18 protein-coding genes are annotated in these 17,145 nt (G+C 72.8%); 6 read left to right on the top strand and 12 right to left on the bottom strand.

The window, feature by feature from the left end; genetic code table 11:
- Nucleotides 1-61: 61 nt before the first annotated feature.
- The 8 genes from ACZ6QO_RS24100 to ACZ6QO_RS24135 form a co-directional block, all read right to left on the bottom strand.
- Nucleotides 62-1,015, bottom strand: a complete 954-nt coding sequence (locus ACZ6QO_RS24100) for a glycosyltransferase family 2 protein (protein WP_465853841.1) — start codon at nt 1,013-1,015, stop codon at nt 62-64.
- Nucleotides 1,012-2,214 carry a hypothetical protein gene (locus tag ACZ6QO_RS24105; protein ID WP_465853842.1) on the bottom strand — a complete coding sequence of 401 codons (1,203 nt, stop codon included), beginning with the start codon at nt 2,212-2,214 and terminating at the stop codon, nt 1,012-1,014. The genes ACZ6QO_RS24100 and ACZ6QO_RS24105 overlap by 4 nt, the downstream gene beginning before the upstream one ends.
- A gap of 35 nt (nt 2,215-2,249) precedes the next feature.
- The gene (locus tag ACZ6QO_RS24110; protein WP_465853896.1) at nt 2,250-2,999 is read right to left on the bottom strand and encodes a WecB/TagA/CpsF family glycosyltransferase; all 750 of its coding nucleotides are present in this window, start codon (nt 2,997-2,999) and stop codon (nt 2,250-2,252) included.
- 97 nt (nt 3,000-3,096) lie between these two features.
- Nucleotides 3,097-4,551, bottom strand: coding sequence for an MFS transporter (locus ACZ6QO_RS24115; RefSeq protein WP_465853843.1), 1,455 nt, complete (start codon nt 4,549-4,551; stop codon nt 3,097-3,099).
- Entirely contained in the window at nt 4,551-5,447 is an 897-nt protein-coding gene (rfbD, locus tag ACZ6QO_RS24120) for a dTDP-4-dehydrorhamnose reductase (RefSeq protein WP_465853844.1), read from the bottom strand. The genes ACZ6QO_RS24115 and rfbD overlap by 1 nt, the downstream gene beginning before the upstream one ends.
- A complete protein-coding gene (gene rfbB / locus ACZ6QO_RS24125; RefSeq protein ID WP_465853845.1) occupies nt 5,420-6,388 on the bottom strand; it encodes a dTDP-glucose 4,6-dehydratase in 969 nt (322 codons plus the stop codon). Before rfbB ends, rfbD begins: the two co-directional genes overlap by 28 nt.
- Nucleotides 6,385-7,452 carry a glucose-1-phosphate thymidylyltransferase gene (locus ACZ6QO_RS24130; protein ID WP_465853846.1) on the bottom strand — a complete coding sequence of 356 codons (1,068 nt, stop codon included), beginning with the start codon at nt 7,450-7,452 and terminating at the stop codon, nt 6,385-6,387. The genes rfbB and ACZ6QO_RS24130 overlap by 4 nt, the downstream gene beginning before the upstream one ends.
- Nucleotides 7,452-8,918: a sugar transferase gene (locus ACZ6QO_RS24135; RefSeq protein ID WP_465853847.1), complete on the bottom strand. Its 1,467-nt coding sequence runs from the start codon at nt 8,916-8,918 to the stop codon at nt 7,452-7,454. The genes ACZ6QO_RS24130 and ACZ6QO_RS24135 overlap by 1 nt, the downstream gene beginning before the upstream one ends.
- Before the next feature lie 255 nt (nt 8,919-9,173).
- Between ACZ6QO_RS24135 and ACZ6QO_RS24140 the strand changes: the two genes are divergently transcribed.
- Nucleotides 9,174-9,929, top strand: coding sequence for a crotonase/enoyl-CoA hydratase family protein (locus tag ACZ6QO_RS24140; protein ID WP_465853848.1), 756 nt, complete (start codon nt 9,174-9,176; stop codon nt 9,927-9,929).
- A 24-nt stretch (nt 9,930-9,953) separates the two neighbouring features.
- Here ACZ6QO_RS24140 and ACZ6QO_RS24145 read toward each other — a convergent pair whose 3' ends face one another.
- The 3 genes from ACZ6QO_RS24145 to ACZ6QO_RS24155 form a co-directional block, all read right to left on the bottom strand.
- Nucleotides 9,954-10,304: a hypothetical protein gene (locus tag ACZ6QO_RS24145; RefSeq protein ID WP_465853849.1), complete on the bottom strand. Its 351-nt coding sequence runs from the start codon at nt 10,302-10,304 to the stop codon at nt 9,954-9,956.
- Between the two features lie 102 nt (nt 10,305-10,406).
- A complete protein-coding gene (locus ACZ6QO_RS24150; protein ID WP_465853850.1) occupies nt 10,407-11,024 on the bottom strand; it encodes a GntR family transcriptional regulator in 618 nt (205 codons plus the stop codon).
- Nucleotides 11,021-11,956 carry an EamA family transporter gene (locus ACZ6QO_RS24155; RefSeq protein WP_465853851.1) on the bottom strand — a complete coding sequence of 312 codons (936 nt, stop codon included), beginning with the start codon at nt 11,954-11,956 and terminating at the stop codon, nt 11,021-11,023. The genes ACZ6QO_RS24150 and ACZ6QO_RS24155 overlap by 4 nt, the downstream gene beginning before the upstream one ends.
- Nucleotides 11,957-12,123: 167 nt before the next feature.
- Between ACZ6QO_RS24155 and ACZ6QO_RS24160 the strand changes: the two genes are divergently transcribed.
- Together ACZ6QO_RS24160 and ACZ6QO_RS24165 are read left to right on the top strand one after the other, a co-directional pair.
- A complete protein-coding gene (locus ACZ6QO_RS24160) occupies nt 12,124-14,454 on the top strand; it encodes a sensor histidine kinase (RefSeq protein ID WP_465853852.1) in 2,331 nt (776 codons plus the stop codon).
- Nucleotides 14,451-14,819: a DUF742 domain-containing protein gene (locus ACZ6QO_RS24165; protein WP_465853853.1), complete on the top strand. Its 369-nt coding sequence runs from the start codon at nt 14,451-14,453 to the stop codon at nt 14,817-14,819. Before ACZ6QO_RS24160 ends, ACZ6QO_RS24165 begins: the two co-directional genes overlap by 4 nt.
- Before the next feature lie 141 nt (nt 14,820-14,960).
- Here the strand turns inward: ACZ6QO_RS24165 and ACZ6QO_RS24170 are convergent, their stop codons facing one another.
- A complete protein-coding gene (locus ACZ6QO_RS24170) occupies nt 14,961-15,842 on the bottom strand; it encodes a chitosanase (protein WP_465853854.1) in 882 nt (293 codons plus the stop codon).
- A 334-nt stretch (nt 15,843-16,176) separates the two neighbouring features.
- Here ACZ6QO_RS24170 and ACZ6QO_RS24175 point away from each other — a divergent pair, with 334 nt between their 5' ends.
- From ACZ6QO_RS24175 to ACZ6QO_RS24185, 3 genes are read left to right on the top strand one after another with little or no spacing between them, the layout of a single operon-like run.
- On the top strand, nt 16,177-16,374 hold the full coding sequence (locus tag ACZ6QO_RS24175; protein ID WP_465853855.1) for a DUF5999 family protein: 198 nt from the start codon (nt 16,177-16,179) through the stop codon (nt 16,372-16,374).
- Complete coding sequence (locus ACZ6QO_RS24180) at nt 16,371-16,868, top strand: ATP-binding protein (protein ID WP_465853856.1); 498 nt, start codon at nt 16,371-16,373, stop codon at nt 16,866-16,868. The genes ACZ6QO_RS24175 and ACZ6QO_RS24180 overlap by 4 nt, the downstream gene beginning before the upstream one ends.
- Nucleotides 16,861-17,025: a hypothetical protein gene (locus tag ACZ6QO_RS24185; RefSeq protein WP_465853857.1), complete on the top strand. Its 165-nt coding sequence runs from the start codon at nt 16,861-16,863 to the stop codon at nt 17,023-17,025. The genes ACZ6QO_RS24180 and ACZ6QO_RS24185 overlap by 8 nt, the downstream gene beginning before the upstream one ends.
- Nucleotides 17,026-17,145: the final 120 nt, after the last annotated feature.

Consider the following 17,145-nt stretch of genomic DNA (forward strand, 5'->3'; position numbering starts at 1 on the left):
CGCGCGAATGCGGCGGACGCGCGTTCGGCTGCCGCGGACGCGCGGCCCGTGCCCGGTGACGTCACCGGTGGGACCACCCTTTGGTCCACTGGCCGCGCGCATGCCACAGCCCTCGCCAGTCGTCGGCCTTGGTGGTGGGCCTGCCCTGCCGGTCCATGCCGGGGGAGCCGATCCACCGCCCGGCCATGGCGCGCAGCAGCACGCCCGCCTTGAGCGACAGCACGCCGAGTTCGCGCAGCACGAGCGGGAAGTGCCGCCGTACCAGCGTGACCTTCCCGGTGAACAGCAGGATCTGCTTGCGCAGCGAACTGGACGACAGCCCCACGGCGTGCACGAACGTCGCCGCCGCCGTGACGGTCGGCCGGTAGCCGGCCGCGGCGGCCCGCAGGCACAGGTCGGCGTCCTCGGCGTACATGAAGAAGCCCTTGTCGAACCCGCCGAGTTCGTCCCACACCCGCCGCTCGACGAGCATCATGCCTCCGGTGACGATGGGCACCTGGCGCGTCTGGCCGGGCGCGCCGCTCCAGGGCAGGGGCGTTTCCGGGTCGAACAGCCGGCTTCCGGGGAAGATCGTACTGAGACCGGTGGCGAAGCACAGCAGCGACCACGGCGTGGGCCTGCCCCACCACGAGCGCGGATCGGTCTCCCCCGTCTCGGTCAGGCACCGGCCTCCGACGATGCCGGCCTTCGGGTCGGCCCTGGCGCAGTCGAGCAGCGCGCGCAACGTCTCAGGGAAGACCTCGGCGTCGGGGTTGTGGAACAGCAGGTGGTCGCCGGAGGCGACGTCCGCGCCCGCGTGGCATCCCGTGGCGAACCCGTCGTTGGTGTCCCGGGCGACGACCCGCGCCCAGGGCGCCAGCGCCCGTACCGTCTCGACCGTGCCGTCGCCGGAGGCGTTGTCCACGACGATCACCTCGGCGTCGAGCCCGGCCACCGCCTTCTCCAGCGCGGTGAGGCACTTTCCGACGTAGGCGCCGGAGCGGTAGGTCAGGACGATGACGGAGAGCTCGGTCATCCGTCCGCCCTGTCCAGGTGGCATAGCCAGGCGTAGAGCAGCCAGCCCAGCTCGTAGGGACGGCACTCGCGGTCCACCGCGACCGGCGGGTACACCCGGTCGAGCACGGACAGGCGGGCGCCCTGACGCATCCGCGTGGCCGCGGCGCGCGCTCCGCGCACGACCTTGCCGGGGTCCTCGCGGGCGGCCTTGCGCCAGGTGAGGTCGAGTTCCGGCAGCACCAGCCTCTCGTCGGTCTCGGGACGCTCCAGCATCCAGCGCAGACCGAGCGCGATCTCGTCGACACGCGGACGCCCGCCGGCGTCGGCGAGGTCGAGGAGCGCCATCGGCCCCATGGAGAGCTGGTGGACGCTGTAGACGGGGTAGCCCTCGACGACGGCGCCGGACCGGGCGTCGTAGTGCCACCACCACTGTCCCTCGGGCCCCTGGCCGGCGCAGATGCCCTCGGACACCTGCTCGGCCGCGCGCAGCGCGTCGGGGTCGCCGGTGAGGGCGTGCAGGCGGGCGAGCGCCTGCAGCGGATAGACCTGGTCGGCGAAGCAGCCCACGTGGGCGCGGTACCAGGGCACGAGCGGGCCGGAGGTGGGCCCGAGGACGTGCCGGTAGAGACGGTCCTGCGTCAATCCGCCGAGGATGCGCGCCGTCGAGCGGGCGAGGCGCTCGTCGGAGACCGCGCCGCCCGCCTTGCGCGCCGCGACGAGCCCGGCCAGCGCCCAGGCGGCCTCCACCGTGTAGACCTGGGCGTCCTCGCCCACGGCGTCGTCCAGCTCGCCCAGCCGCGCGAGCGCCGCGTCCAGCCGGGGGTGGCCCGTCTCGGCCGCCGCCCAGCAGATGAGGGCCGCGTCTCCCAGCCCGCTGATCTGGGGCAGCCGGTCGACGAGGCGCCCGGCGAGCTCCCTCGCGGTGTCGCCGGCCAGCGCCGCGCGCTGCCGGTCCACGGGCAGCGTGTTGACGCCCAGCGCGACGATCGCGGTGTAGCGGACGCTGCGGCCCTCGGGCACGGCGGTCCACGCCCCCGCGTCGCCGGGCCTGCCGCGGCGGGTGAAGACGAACTCGCCGTCCACGTAGCCGGGCGGCAGCCCTCGCACGGCGAGGTCGATCATGTCGGTCACGAAGCCCGGCAGCGGATCGGACCCACCGGCCTGGCGATCCGTACCGGTGGCGGGGCCCAGCAGCCCCACGCGGCGGCTCGGGGTCACGTCGTCCTCCCTTGTCGGTTCATCGTTGACGCGGCTCATCGCCGCCGCAACCGTTCGTGGGCGAGCATCAGCAGGAACCGCGTGTTCGTCTTGAGGTAGCGCGGCCCGAGCCTGATCGGTTCCTGCAGCAGTCGGTAGAGCCATTCGAGCCCCAGACGCTGCCACGCGGCCGGAGCGCGCCGGGTCTCTCCGGCGAGGATGTCGAACGAGCCGCCCACCCCATGAATGATCTTGACGCGGGTGGTCTCGCCCCACTCTGCCACGAAGATCTCCTTCTTTGGCGAGGTGATGCCGAGAAAGAGCATGTCCGCATCGGTGGCCGCGATCTCGCGCGCGACCTCCCCGGCCTCCTCGCCGGTGAAGTAGCCGTCACGGGCGCCGGCGACGACCAGGCCGGGGAAGCGCCGGTGCACCTCCCGCACGACCCGCGACAGCACCTCTGGGCGGGCGCCGAGGAAGTAGACCCGGTGCCCGCGCCGCGCGCCCTCGGCGAGCAGCTCCATGAACAGGTCGATGCCGGCGACACGCTCCGGCAGCGGATGGCCGAGCACGCCGGACGCCCAGACGACCGCCTGGCCGTCGGCGAGCACGAGGTCGCAGTCGAGCACCGACCGGCGCAGCAGCGCGTCGTCGCGCATGTTCACGATCTTCGCGGCGTTGACCACGCCGATGCTCAGCCTGCGGCCCGCGTCGATCGCCTCCACGCATCGGGCGACGACCTGCCGCAAGGTCAGCGCGTCCAGGACGGTGCCGAGCACCATTCGCCGCGCGGGCGTTCCCTGCATCGTGTTCACCGGCGCGCTCCCCCGCGCTCGCGGCCCGGGCGGCAGGGCCGGCCGCGGCCCGCCGCCACCCGGTGCGCACCGGATCCCCGCTCCATGGTCATGCGTCTTCCTTTCCGCGCACGGACGAGGCCGATCGTCTTCCGAGCAGCGTGATCGCGAGGACCATCGCCGTGACCAGCCCGGCGGCCATCACGGCGACGGCCTGCCGGGGGCCGCCCAGCGTCCACAGCGCCCCGAAGCACCAGGCCCCCGCCATGGCCGCCAGCGCCTGGCCGGTCTGGACGATGGCCAGGCCGGTCGCCCGCTGGGCCTTGGGCACCAGCGGACCGGCCAGGGCGCTGATCACCCCGTCGGTGGCCGCGTACCCGAGCCCTCGCAGGCCGAGCGCGAGCAGGAGCGGCGCCATGCCCTCGCCCCAGAGGACGAGGAAGTAGCAGCACAGGACGGCGAGATAGCCGCCGAGCACCACCGTGAACCGGCCGTACCGGTCGGCGAGCCACCCGAACGGCACGGCCGCGATCAGGTAGGCGACCGAGACCCCGACCGGCAGCAGTGGCAGCCAGCCGGCCGGGATGTCCAGCCGTTGCTGCAGCAGCAGGTACAGGAACGAGTCGCTGATCGTGACCAGGGACAGCGGCAGCACCGCGATGACCACCCGTCGGAACGGCGCCTGGCGCAGCAGCCCGGCCGCCGCCCTGACGGACACCGCCCTAACGGACACCGCCCTGCCCGGCGCCGTCCTGCCCGGCGCCGTCCTGCCCGGCGCCGCGCGCCCGGCCTCTGCCGCGCGGGCGGCGCCGCGCGCCGGGGTGGGAGCGGGTTCGCGGACGAACAGCACGAGCGCCAGCACCCCGGCCACGGCGACGCAGAAACTCACGGTGAACACCGCGTCGTAGGCGTCCAGGGTGAGCCACAGCACGGCGAACGCCGCGAGGGGCCCGAGCAGCGCGCCCGCCGTGTCCAGCGCGCGGTGCAGGCCGAAGGCGCGTCCCTGCCCATCGCGGGGCGCGCTCAGCGAGATGATCGCGTCTCTCGGCGCGGTGCGCAGCCCCTTGCCCGTGCGGTCGATCCCGATGGTCAGCCCGAGCAGCGGAACGGACGTGCCCGCGGCGAGGAAGCCGAGCTTGGTGACCGCCGACAGGCCGTACCCGAACCCGGCCACCGCCTTGCGGCGCTGGAACCGGTCGGCGAAGTGGCCGCCGACGAGCCGGAGCACGGCCGTGGCCCCGGTGTAGATGCCGTCGAGCAGTCCGAACTGCAGGGTGCTGACGCCGAGATGGAAGATCAGGTAGAGCGGGAGGACGGCGGTGACCATCTCGGAGGAGATGTCGGTCAGGAAGCTGACCGTCCCCAGCGCGAGCACGTTGCCCGCCAGCACCCGGCCCGGTCCGCCCGAGCGCGAGCCGGTCGCGGCTCCCTCGGCCGGCTCCGAGGGCCCGCCCGGAGCGGAGGCGCCCGCGCCGGAGCCGGGCTCGGCCGCGCCGTCCGGCTCCGCCGCGCCGTCCTCCGCCATGGCGGGGACGCCCGCCCCGCGGGTCTCCGACAGGTACATCAGGCCCGGCCTCCGGTGAGGGAGGGCCAGGCGTCGTGCAGGGCGGCGCGCCAGTGGCGGATGGGGGGCATGCCGGCGACGGCCCAGCGTCCGTGGCCGAGGACGCTGAAGGCGGGCCTCGCGGTCGGCGAGGGGAAGGCCGCGCTGGTGACGGGCCGCACCCGGCCGGGATCGGCGCCGAGCAGGGTGAAGACCTCGCGGGCCAGCTCGTACCAGGTCGTCCGCCCGCCGCTGGTGCCGTGGTAGACGCCGGGCGAGGCGTCGGCGCGCGCCAGCCGCAGCAGCCGGGCGGCCAGGTCGCCGGTCCAGGTGGGCTGCCCGTGCTGGTCGTCGACGACGTTCACGGTGTCCCGCGCGCGCTCCAGGGCGATCATCGTCTGGACGAAGTTGCGGCCGCCGGCGCCGTACAGCCAGGCGGTGCGCACGACGTAGCCCGCCTCGGGCAGCAGGCCGAGGACGGCGCGCTCGCCGGCCAGCTTGCCGCGCCCATAGGCGTTGACCGGACGGGTCGGGGCGTCCTCGGCGTAGGGGTCGCGGGCCGTCCCGTCGAAGACGTAGTCGGTGGAGACGTGCAGCAGCCTCGCGCCGATCTCGGCGCAGCCCAGGGCGAGGGCGCGCACGCCGTCGCCGTTGACCGCCGTCGCCTCGGCCTCGTGGGTCTCGGCGTCGTCCACGGCGGTCCAGCCGGCGCAGTTGACCACGACGTCGGGACGCTCCTCGCGCAGGACCTGCCGCACGCCGTCGGGGTGGCGCAGGTCCAGGCGGTCGCGCCCGCAGGCCAGCACGTCCGGCGCCTGCGTGTCGCGTTCGGCCTCGGCCACCACGGCGCCGCCGAGCATGCCCTTGGCGCCGGTGACCAGCAGCCGCTTCACCGAGCGCCCTTCAGCGGCTTCCACCAGGACGGGTTGTCGGCGTACCAGCGGACGGTGGCGGCGATGCCCTCGTCGAAGCCGGTGCGCGGCGCGTACCCCATGCCGCGCAGCCTGGTGTCGTCCAGGGAGTAGCGGCGGTCATGGCCCTTGCGGTCGGGCACCGGCTCGACCTCGCTCCAGCCGGCGCCGAGCTCGGCGAGGATGCGCCGGGTGAGCTCCACGTTGGTCAGCTCGGCCGTGCCGGCGATGTGGTACACCTCGCCCGGCTCCCCGCGCTCGGCGACGAGCTGGATGCCGCGGCAGTGGTCGTCGACGTGCACCCAGTCGCGCACGTTGCCGCCGTCCCCATAGAGCGGGACCTTGCGGCCTTCGAGGAGGTTGGTCACGAAGAGCGGGACGACCTTCTCGGGGAACTGGTAGGGCCCGTAGTTGTTGCCGCAGCGCGTCACCGACACCGGAAGGCCGTGGGTGACGGCGTAGGCGCGGGCCATCAGGTCGCCGCCGGCCTTGGCCGCGGAGTACGGCGAGCGGGGCCGGAGCGGGGCGTCCTCCGCCCAGGAGCCCTCGGCGATCGAGCCGTACACCTCGTCGGTGGACACCTGGACGACCTTGGGCACCCCGGCGGAGAGGCACGCCTGCAGCAGGGTCTGCGTGCCGAGCACGTTGGTGCGCACGAACGCGCCCGGCCCGTCGATGGACCGGTCGACGTGCGACTCCGCGGCGAAGTTCACCACCACGTCGTGGCCGGGGACGACCTCGTCGAGCAGCGCGGCGTCGCAGATGTCGCCGTGCACGAAGGCGTAGCCGCCCTCGACGGGCGCGAGGTTGGCCAGGTTGCCCGCGTAGGTGAGCAGGTCGAGCACCGTGACCTCGGCGCCCGCGAACGCCGGGTAGCCGCCCCCGACCAGCGTCCGGACATAGTGCGACCCGATGAAACCGGCGCCGCCGGTTACCAGAACCCTCATGAGCTGATCTGCACCTTGCTGTGATCTCCGAGCACCAGCCGATGGGCTCTGGGCGTGTTGGGAGCGGGCGTGACCTCGACGTCGTGCCCGATCAGGGACGCCTCGATGCGGCGCACCCCATGAATGGACGCGCGCCTCAGCACGATCGAGTACTCGATCTCGCTGTCCACAAGCTGACAGTTCTCGGCGACCGAGGTGAACGGGCCGACGTAGGAGTTGCGCACGACGGCCCCGGCGCCGATGACCACCGGTCCGACGATGCGGGAGCCGGCGACCTTCGCCCCGGCCTCCACCACGACCCGGCCGATGATCTCGCTCGCGCCGTCGACGTCGCCGTCCAGCCGCTGGTCCAGCTCCTCCAGCACGAGCCGGTTGACCTCCAGCATGTCGGCGACGTTGCCGGTGTCCTTCCAGTAGCCGGAGATCACCGTGGAGGCGACCGGGCGGCCGGCGTCGATGAGCCACTGGATCGCCTCGGTGATCTCCAGCTCGCCGCGCCAGGACGGCTTGAGCGCGGCGACGGCCTCGTGCACCGCGGGGCTGAACAGGTAGACGCCGACCAGGGCGAGATCGCTCTTGGGCGCCTCGGGCTTCTCCTCCAGGCCGACCACCCGGCCCGCGGCGTCGAGTTGCGCCACCCCGAACTGCCGGGGGTCGGGCACGCGGGTCAGCATGATCTGCGCGTCCGGGCGCTCCTGCCCGAACCGCCGCACCAGCGGCTCGATGCCGCCGACGATGAAGTTGTCGCCGAGGTACATGACGAAGTCGTCCTCGCCCAGGTAATCGCGGGCGATGAGCACCGCGTGGGCGAGGCCGAGCGGGGCGTGCTGGCGCAGGTAGGTGACCTCCAGGCCGAACGCCGACCCGTCGCCGACGGCGGCCTCGATCTCCGCGTGGGTGTCGCCGACCACCATGCCCACCTCGCGGACGCCCGCCGCCGCGATGGCCTCCAGCCCGTAGAACAGCACGGGCTTGTTGGCCACCGGCACCAGCTGCTTGGCGGAGGTGTGGGTGATGGGCCGGAGACGGGTGCCGGACCCGCCGGCGAGCACAAGCGCCTTCACTAGTACGCCCCTCCGCCGCGGGTGACGGCCGACCACGTCTTCCACAGGATCTGCAGGTCGAGGATGAGCGACCAGTTCTCGACGTACCGCAGGTCGAGCCGGACCGACTCCTCCCACGACAGGTCGGACCGGCCGCTGACCTGCCACAGGCCGGTCATGCCCGGTTTGACGACCAGGCGCCGGCGCACGTCCGTGCCGTACTGGGCCACCTCTTCGGGAAGCGGCGGGCGCGGGCCGACCAGCGACATCTCGCCGCGCAGGACGTTCAGCAGCTGCGGCAGCTCGTCCAGCGAATATCTGCGCAGGAAACCGCCGACCGGGGTGATTCTTGGATCGTTCCGCATCTTGAACAACACGCCGTCAAACTCGTTGTCATCCGCCAGCTCCAGCTTGAGCTTCTCGGCGTCCTGCACCATCGTGCGGAACTTGAAGACCTGGAACTCCCGCCCGTCGCGGCCCACCCGGGTCTGCTTGAACAGCGCAGGCCCCGGGCTGGTGAACCGGACCAGCAGGGCGATCACCAGCATGGGCAGCGCGAGGACCGACACCGCCGCCGTCGCCAGCAGGCGGTCGAAGAGGCTCTTGACGATCTGGCGCGCCCCGTCGAACTCCGGATGCTCGACGTGCAGCAGGGGCATTCCCGCGACCGGCCTGATGCTGGTGCGCGGCCCGGCGACGTCCATGAGGGCCGGGGCGACCAGCAGCTCGGTGCCCTTGCTCTCGATGCTCCAGGCCAGGCGGCGCAGCGCGGCGCCGTCGAGCTCGGGGCAGGCCAGCACGGCGACCGCGTCGGCGGAGACCTTGTCGGCCACGGTGGCGACGTCGGCGAAGTCGCCGTAGACGGGGACGCCGTCGACGTCGAGCCCGTTGCCGGGGTACTGCCCGGCCGGCAGGCAGGCCGCGACCACGCGCATGCCGTGGTACGGCTGGCGCCGGAACTGCATGACCAGGTCGAGCACGGCGGTCCTGTGCCCGACGGCGACGACGCGGCGGAGGTACTCGCCCTCGGCGCGCCTGCGGTGCAGCCGCTTGCGCATGCGGTAGCGGAACACCAGCGTGAGCGCCGTGGCCAGCGGCAGCATCGCCATGACATAGCTTCGGGCGATCATCGTCTGGGTGGCGTACGCGGCGATGGCCACGGCCGCCGTGAGCCCCACCCCGCCCTCGAAGACGGCGCGGAACTCCTCGCTGCCCTCGCCGTGGCTCTTTTCGCGATAGACCCCGGCCAGCGCCAGGGCGCCCGGCCAGGCGACCAGCGCGAGGCCGAACCCGAACAACAACTCCGACCACGGGATGAAGGCGCCCACCCAGAGCCTGAATCCCATGACGGCCTCGCAGGCGATCATGGCACACGCCAGATCGCCCGCCAGTAGAGCCCGCATATAGGAGCGCGTCCAGATGCTGGACGCCGTCAGCGGGCCTACTTCAAGGAGCGCGGCATCACGCTCCTCCAGCCCCACCCTCATGCCCACCCCTACCCTGCTCCCGCCCGACCGTGACCACTGCCGCACCGTGCAGATACCAGACGGCCATCGTGTCCCCTTGGTTGACACGTGGCGCAAATATCACGAGCGTGGGTACCCGTTCACATACTAAAGATCGCTAAGGCCCAGCGAAATAGCCTGGCAATGGCCACAATCGGCCTGAAACTCCCGTGTCCTCTGGCTTGACGGAACGGTCCAAATCCGTGTAGGCGACCCTAGCCTCGTTAGATTCAGCACATGTCTGGTATTCACCTGGAGCGCTCCGGCCCGGTCGCCACCGTCGTCCTCTCCCGGCCCGAGGTCCGCAACGCGGTGGACGGGCCCGCCGCGGCGGCGCTCGCCGACGCCTTCCGCTCCTTCGAGGACTCCGACGCGGCCGTCGCCGTGCTGTGGGGCGACGGCGGCACGTTCTGCTCCGGCGCCGACCTGCACGCCGTCGGCACCGGGCGGGGCAACCGCCTGGAGCCCGACGGGGACGGCCCGATGGGACCGACCCGCATGCGGCTGTCCAAGCCGGTGATCGCGGCCGTGGAGGGGTACGCGGTGGCCGGCGGGCTGGAGCTGGCGATCTGGTGCGACCTGCGGGTCGCCGCCGAGGACGCGGTCTTCGGGGTGTACTGCCGCCGCTGGGGCGTCCCGCTCATCGACGGCGGCACCGTGCGGCTGCCGCGGCTCGTCGGCACGGGCCGGGCCATGGACATGATCCTCACCGGTCGCCCGGTGGACGCCGCGGAGGCCCTGCGCATCGGCCTGGCCGACCGCGTCGTGCCGTCCGGGACGACCCGGGCGCACGCGGAGGAGCTGGCGCTCCAGCTCGCCGGGCTGCCCCAGGAGTGCATGCGCCAGGACCGGCTCTCCGTCCTGGAGCAGGAAGGACTCCCGGAGGAGGAGGCGCTGCGCAACGAGTTCCGCCACGGCCTGGTCTCCCTGCGAGGGGCGGTCGCCGAGGGCGTCGGCCGCTTCCGCGCGGGCGCGGGCCGGCACGGGAGCTGACCGGCACGGGAGCCGGCCGCGGGCTCAGTCGTATTCGAGGTCGGGCAACGGGGTGGGCGGGTCGGGGCTGCGCCACACGACCACGTAACTGGGCGTGGCGGAGGTGAAGGCCTCGCTCAGCCGGTCGAGGTCGAAGTCGGGCAGATAGCGCAGCCTCGCCAGGAAGGTGGCGTCGGTCGCCGAGCGCGGCACCACGCATCCTTGCCCGTCGCGGTCGAGCAGGACGATCAGGATGTCGGATTCCGTGACCCCGCCCACCCGGACCTCGACGACGTCCTCCCACGCGAGGGCTTCCACGCTGCCATCGGCGTAGTGACGGGTGACGCCCTCTTCGGTGACGTAGACATAGGTATCCGGCACAAAGTTGCCGTGCATGGGCGCGATTGTGACGACTTACGAGCACTCCATGCAAGAGAAGTCGCTAATCAGGGCACGCCTGGACCCCGCCGGTCGCCCGGCGGGGCGGTCGTCCGGTCCTCACTCGTCGCCCCATGTGTGGTCGAGATGGGCGGCCACGGCCGCTCTGGCGGCCTGCGCCGGGCCCCGTGCGATGGCGTCGAGCAGATCTCTGTGCTCGGCGACCAGCGTCGCCCGGTCGGGGTAGATCGTGCGCAGCCGCACGAGCCCGAGCCTGGTCTCGGCCGCGAGGGCGGCGTACAGGCGCTCCAGCCGGGGGCTCCGCACGGCGGCGATGAGCTCTGTGTGCAGCGTCATGTGCTCGGCCACGACGTCGGCCCACGGCGCGTCCGGCGCCAGCGCGGCCATCCGGGCGAGCGCGCCGTCCGCCCGCGCCACCCGCCTGCCGGCCAGCTTGACGGCCATGAGGTCCTCCAGCGGCCGCCGGACGAACATCAGGTCGTCCAGGTCGGCGCTGGAGACCTCGGGGACGTAGGCGCTGCGGTTGCGCTCGCGCCGCAGCAGGCCCTCGTGGACGAGCAGGGCCAGCGCCTCGCGGACGGTCGGTCGCGCCACGCCGTACAGGGTTCCGAGCTCCTGCTCGGGCAGCGGGGTGCCAGGGGGGATCTCGCCGGACAGCACGCGCCGGCGCAGGGCGGCGGCGAGGGCGTCGACCGTGGAGACCGGGCGCAGCTTCACGCCGACGATTGTGCCGTGCGCGGGCCGGGGCCGACGACCGCGCCCCGGCGCCGTCCGGGCAGGGCGACCAGGAGCAGGCCGGCGCCGAGGAGCGCGAGGCCCGCCCAGGAGACGGCGGTGAGCCGCTCGTGCAGGACGGCGAGGCCGAGCAGCGCGGCCACGGCGGGCTCGGCGAGCGACAGGGTGGCCGCCCTGGCCACCGGCGTCGTGCGCAGGCCCCGCCCGTAGAGGAAGTAGGACAGTGCGGTGGTGGCGCAGCCCAGGTAGACGGCGGTGAGCAGGCCGCGCGGCTCGCCCAGCCATGCGGTGCCGCTCCACAGCAGGATCGGCAGCATCACCGCGGCGGCCCCGCCGAAGAGCACGCCCATGACCGCGCCCGAGGCGGCTCCCGTGTTGATCGTCCGGGCGGCGGTCACCGCGTAGAAGCCGTAGAGCAGGCCGCCCAGCAGGGCCAGCAGGACCCCCGCCGGGTCGGCGCCGACGCTCCGGCCGCCGAGGACCAGGGCGGCGCACCCGGCGACGGCGGCGGCCGTCGCGACCGTCCAGCGCCCGCCGGGCCGCCGGCGGTCGTACAGCCAGGACAGCGCGCCGGTGAAGGCGGGCCCGCTGCCGATCGCCACCACCGTCCCGACGGCGACGCCGGTGCGCCCGACGGCGGCGAAGTAGCACAGCTGGTAGGCGGCCACGGCCAGCGCGCCGGCGGCCAGCGGCAGCGTGCGGCGTCGTGCGCCGCGCAGCAGGCGCCAGGCGGCGGGCCCGGCCGCCGCGGCCAGCACGGCGCCGCCGATCACCAGGCGGGCCGCGGCGAGCGCCACCGGGTCGGCCGTGCCGCCCAGGGCGAGCGTGCCGGCCGTCCCGGCGGTGCCCCAGAGCACCGCGGCGGCGACCACTGCGGCCGTCCCTGACATGGCGGGGGAAGGGTCTTGGTGCATGCGAAATATTGTCTGACAACCAGACGAAGATTACCAGTATGGGATGTCTGGTACTCCGAAAAGGCCCCGTTTAGTTACTTGAGGGCACTACCTCCACCTGACCCACGTTGATACTGTTTCGCCACCAATAACCCGCGTGTAACGATGCGGTTCCCCTGCGAGGTCACATGGGCGGGCGTAAGAGGTCCATCAAATTCAAGATCCTCACCCTGGTACTGGTGCCGCTGGTGTCCATGCTGGGGATCTGGGCGTACTCCGCGATGATCACGGTCCAGAGCGGGCTTGACCTCCTCAGAGTCCGGACGATCTACGACACCCTGGTCGTCCCCACCGGTGACGTGGCCTCGCAGATCCAGAACGAGCGCTATCAGTCGATCGTCTTCCTCAGCTCAGGAGCCCGTTCCAACGAACGGAACGAGCTGGAGGCGCAGCGCGCCAGGACCGACCGGGCTCGCATCGCCCTGGAGCAGGCCGTGCTGGCGAGCGCCTCGGAGCAGGAGTCCAGCCCGCAGATGTACCAGCGGGTGACCGAGCTGATCGAGACGACCCACCGGCTGCCCGACATCCGGGCCCGGGTGGACTCCAGGAGCTTCAGCCGCCTGCTCACCCTGGACGCCTACCGCCTGATCTCCGACGCCGTCGGCCGTGTGTACGACAGCTTGAAGTTCGCCGGAGACCTGGAGATCGGCCCGCCGACCAGGGCCGTGACGCTGATCGACCGCAGCCGCGACCTGATGAGCGAGCAGGCCGCCCTGCTCGCCGGCGTCGTGCGGGCCGGGTCCATGACCAGCGACGAGCGCACCGTGTTCACCACCATGGTCACCAAGCGCAGGATGGTCTACGACATGGGCTTCCAGCTCCTGGACCCCGACCTGCGCCAGCCGTACCTGGTGTTGCAGAACTCCCCGACCTACACCAGGTTCGCCTCCGTGGAGGACCAGGTCACCCAGGACGTGCAGCCCGGCAGGAGGCTGCCCGGCGGCTCGATCAACTGGGGATCGAACATCCTGTCCCTGACGACGGCGTTCGACCGGCAGAACGCGATCGTGTCCCAGCGGATCGCCGACCGCGCCGCCCCGCTGGCCAGCGTGATCCTGCTGCGGATCGCCGTCACGCTCATCCTCGGCGTCATCGCGGTGGGCGTCTCGCTGTACGTCTCCGTCCGCTTCGGCCGGCGCATCACCGCCGAGCTGATCAACCTGCAGCACGCCGCGCTCGAACTCGCCCACCAGCGCCTGCCCAGAGTGGTCCAGCGGCTGCGGCAGGGGGAGGACGTCGACGTGGCCGCCGAGAGTCCGCCGATCGCCGCCGGCCCCACCGAGGAGATCACCAACGTCGGTGAGGCGTTCACCTCGGTGCAGACCACCGCGATCGAGGCGGCCGTGGGGCAGGCGGAGATCCGCAAGGGCGTCGGCAAGGTCTTCCTGAACCTGGCCCGCCGCAACCAGTCGCTGCTGCACCGCCAGCTGTCCATGCTGGACGCGCTCGAGCGCAAGGTCACCGAGCCGGAGCTGCTCGACGAGCTGTTCGGCATCGACCACCTCACCACCCGCATGCGGCGGCACGCCGAGGGCCTGATCATCCTGTCCGGCGCCGTCCCCGGACGTGGATGGCGCAATCCGATCCCCCTGTACGACGTGGTCCGCGCCGCCGTGGAGGAGGTCGAGGACTACCTGCGCGTCCACGTGGCCATGCCGGAGACCGTGTCGCTCGCGGGCACCGCGGCCACCGACGTCATCCACCTGCTCGCCGAGTTGGTGGAGAACGCCACGATGTTCTCGCCGCCGCAGACCCACGTGGAGGTCCGCGGCGAGATGGTCGCCAGGGGCTTCGCCATCGAGATCGAGGACCGCGGGCTCGGCCTGAGCCCGGAGGAGATGGAGCAGATCAACCAGCGGCTGGCCGACCCGCCGGAGTTCGATCTGGCCGACAGCGACCGGCTCGGCCTGTTCGTGGTCGGCCGCCTCGCGGCCCGGCGGGAGATCCGCGTCTCGCTGCGTCCCTCCCCCTACGGGGGCACCACGGCGATCGTGCTGCTGCCCGAGAGCCTGGTCATGCCGACCGAGCGCTCGCCGGAGCCGTACTCGGTGGAGCAGATCACCGGCGGGGAGGGGTGGTTCGGCGGGGGACGGAGCCTCACCGCGGCGATCGGCTCCGGCTCCGACTCCGGCGCCGGACGGCCCGGCGCGTCCGTCCGGTCCACCGGCGAGGGGGGCGGCACCCACCGCTCGAACGGCACCGGCGGCACGGGCGACGAGGCCAGGGCGCCGCGCAGGGCCACCGGCCTGCCGCACCGGGTGCGCCAGGCCAGCCTGGCCCCCCAGCTCCGCGAGGCGCCGCCGGCGCCCCAGCGCGCGCCGGGCCGTCCCCGGGCGCAGGCGAACGGCGCGCCGGAAGAGCGCCCGGACGCCGAACCGCTCCAGCCGTCCCCCGATATGTTCTCTTCGTTCAGGGCGGGCTGGGAACGAGCTCACGAAGGTGAGGGGAACGCGTCATGAGCGACGGCGAGCGCTGGCTGGATCAGGAGGCCGGGCCCCTCATCCGCCCCTACACCGTCACCCGGGGGCGCACCCGCCCCTCGGGGCCCGCGTTCGACATGGTCGCGATCGTCCGGGCCGTGCCGGGCGGCAGGCCGCAGCCGGGCCTCGGCCCCGAGCACCTGCGCATCCTGCGCATGTGCGTCCATCCCATGTCGGTGGTCGACCTCGCCTCCGAGAGCGGCCTGTCGCTCGGCGTCACCCGGGTCCTGCTCGGCGACCTGCGCGACAACGAGCTCGTCACCGTCCGGCCCCCCGCGACCGTGTCGCAGCTGCCCGAGGAGCGTCTGCTGCGCGAGGTGATCCAGGGCCTGCGGGCCCTGTGAGGCCGCCCTCGCGCTCCCTGCGACGTACGGCGGGCCCCCACCGATGACCGGTGAAGGCCCGCCGTCCATGCGCGCCGTGGCGTCCCGCCCCGGCAGGCTCGGTGACGGCGCTCTCGCCGCCGCCCGGCGCGCCGGGGCGTCCTACTCGTCGATGTGGTAGCCGTCGCCGTACACCTTCCACGACAGCGGCGGGTTCAGGTCGAGGTTGCCGGCCTTGAGGAAGACCCGCTGCTCGGTGTCCACCCTGCTGGTGTCGCCGTGGGCCTCCTCGGTCCTCATGGCGGCCTCGCGGGCGTCGAGGAAGGCGTCCAGGTAGGTCTGCTCGTCGCCGCCCTGCGCGGGCGGCCTGGCCTTCTTCAGGGCCGTCTCGCGGATGCCGCCGAAGCTGACGGGGTCCGAGCCGGGGCCGTGCATGACCATGGCGTCGTAGTAGACGAACTGGCCGAGGGCGCGCAGGCCGTCCTGCTTGGCCTGCCGGACCGCCGGTCCGAAGTACACCCGGTCGCGCTCGTCGTTCTGGGCGGCCTGGAAGGCCGGGTCCCCGGCGGCGGCCTTCCAGGCTTCGGTGAAGTCCGGGCCGAGCCCCTTGTGGGAGTCGGTGCCGTCGACGGCGCGCAGCGCGGGCAGGTACCGGGCCAGGATGTTGCCCGGCTCGCGCGCGGTGTACAGCTCGACGAGCTCCAGCATGTCGCCGGTGCCGGAGCAGAACCCGATGATGCCGCCGGTGTAGCCCCGCCCGTCGTCGATGTCCTCGATGTAGCCGTACTGGGCCCGCCAGTCGAGCGAGGAGTTCTCCGCGCTCGACACCAGTCGCATGGCCATCTCCTTCTTGTGCGGGTCGGTGAGGTCGGCGGACGCCGCCGTCGCCCGCGCCGCTCCCGCCGCGGTGGTCGCCGCGCGGCCCGTCGTCGCCACGGCGGCCTGGTCACCGCCCGCGCCGCAGGCGGTGACCAGGACGGCGGTCAGCGCCGGGACCAGCAGGACGCGCGCGCGCAAGGGCCGTGCGGCCGGGGGGATCGGCACCTGACCTCCCTTACTCGTTAGGAAACTTTACTAACGAAGGGAAACATCATCGGCGGACGCGTGTCAACGGCTTCCACAAGTTGCCCCCAGGGAAGGTGCACGGCATCGGCAGGAAGGCCCGCGACTCGGCGGGACCAGGTAGATCACCCGGCCCGCGTTCGGGCCGCCCGGTCAGCCGAGCCACCCGCGAAGGTAAAGACTGAGTACCCATTTGCGGTATATGGGTATCGATAGGGGTAGTTGTCCCGTTACTAGGTATGCGTCCGCAGGACGATGCTCTACATGTCGGTAAGGAAGACGACCAGCAAGATCTCATCGGATTCAGGTGCCAGTCATGTGTCAACACCAACCGCAGTGCCCGCCGGCCGACGCCGTCGATCACGAGGCGGCCTGCCTGGTGGCCTTCCACCCGGAGCAGGGGTGGGGGCTGCTGTGCAACGGCGTGGTCGTGTTCGACGACACAGGTGAGCTGCTGCCGGACGGACGCAGCGTCCCTCCCGTTCACCGCTTCGCCTACGGATGTGCCGCATGACGACCACCCACACGCCGGGGAGGATCTCCTCCCTCCGCCACGCCCGCGCGGCCGTCCGCCTCTGGCCGGCGCGCCAGAGCGGCAAGCGCGCCTCGTGGGTGCTGGTCCCTGAACCGACCACGGTCCCGAAGATGCGCAGGCGGGTGCGCCGCAAGCTGTCCGACTGGGGGCTCACGGCGCAGTCCGACGTCGTGGAACTGCTCGTCAGCGAGGTCGTCACCAACGCCATGCGCCACTCGTGGGGCGCCGTCATGTCGCTCGCGATGGACGACGGAACGCTCCGCTGCGAGGTGCAGGACACCAACCCCGCCCTGCCCCAGGTGCGGGAGGTCCACGACGGCGACGAGGGCGGTCGCGGCGTGTATCTCATGCAAGCGCTTTCCACCTCCTGGGGCAGCCACCCGCTGTCCACCGGGAAGGTCGTCTGGTTCGAGGTGGCCTGCGAGTGCGAGACGGCGGCGGCCGAGGCCGGGAAGAGCGGGGACGATGAGTGAGGACCCGCGCCGCGACCAGGCGGCACCCGTCGCGGTCCCCGGCGGCCGGCAGGCGTACCGGGCGCGCCGGTTCCAGACGCGAAAACAGCGGCGGCGCCCGGCCGACGACCTCCAGGACCTGCGCACCCCGTCGGGACGCACCATGCTCCCGTACTGAGGACCGTCCCGCGCTCCTGTACTGAGGACCGTTCCGCACGAGCCTCCCGGGCCTTCGCCCGCCCCCTCCCCTGGTGACGCCGGACCGGCGGACAGCCCGCGTCCGCCCGGTCCGGCGTCC

It is taken from the genome of Sphaerisporangium sp. NPDC049457, assembly GCF_055586705.1.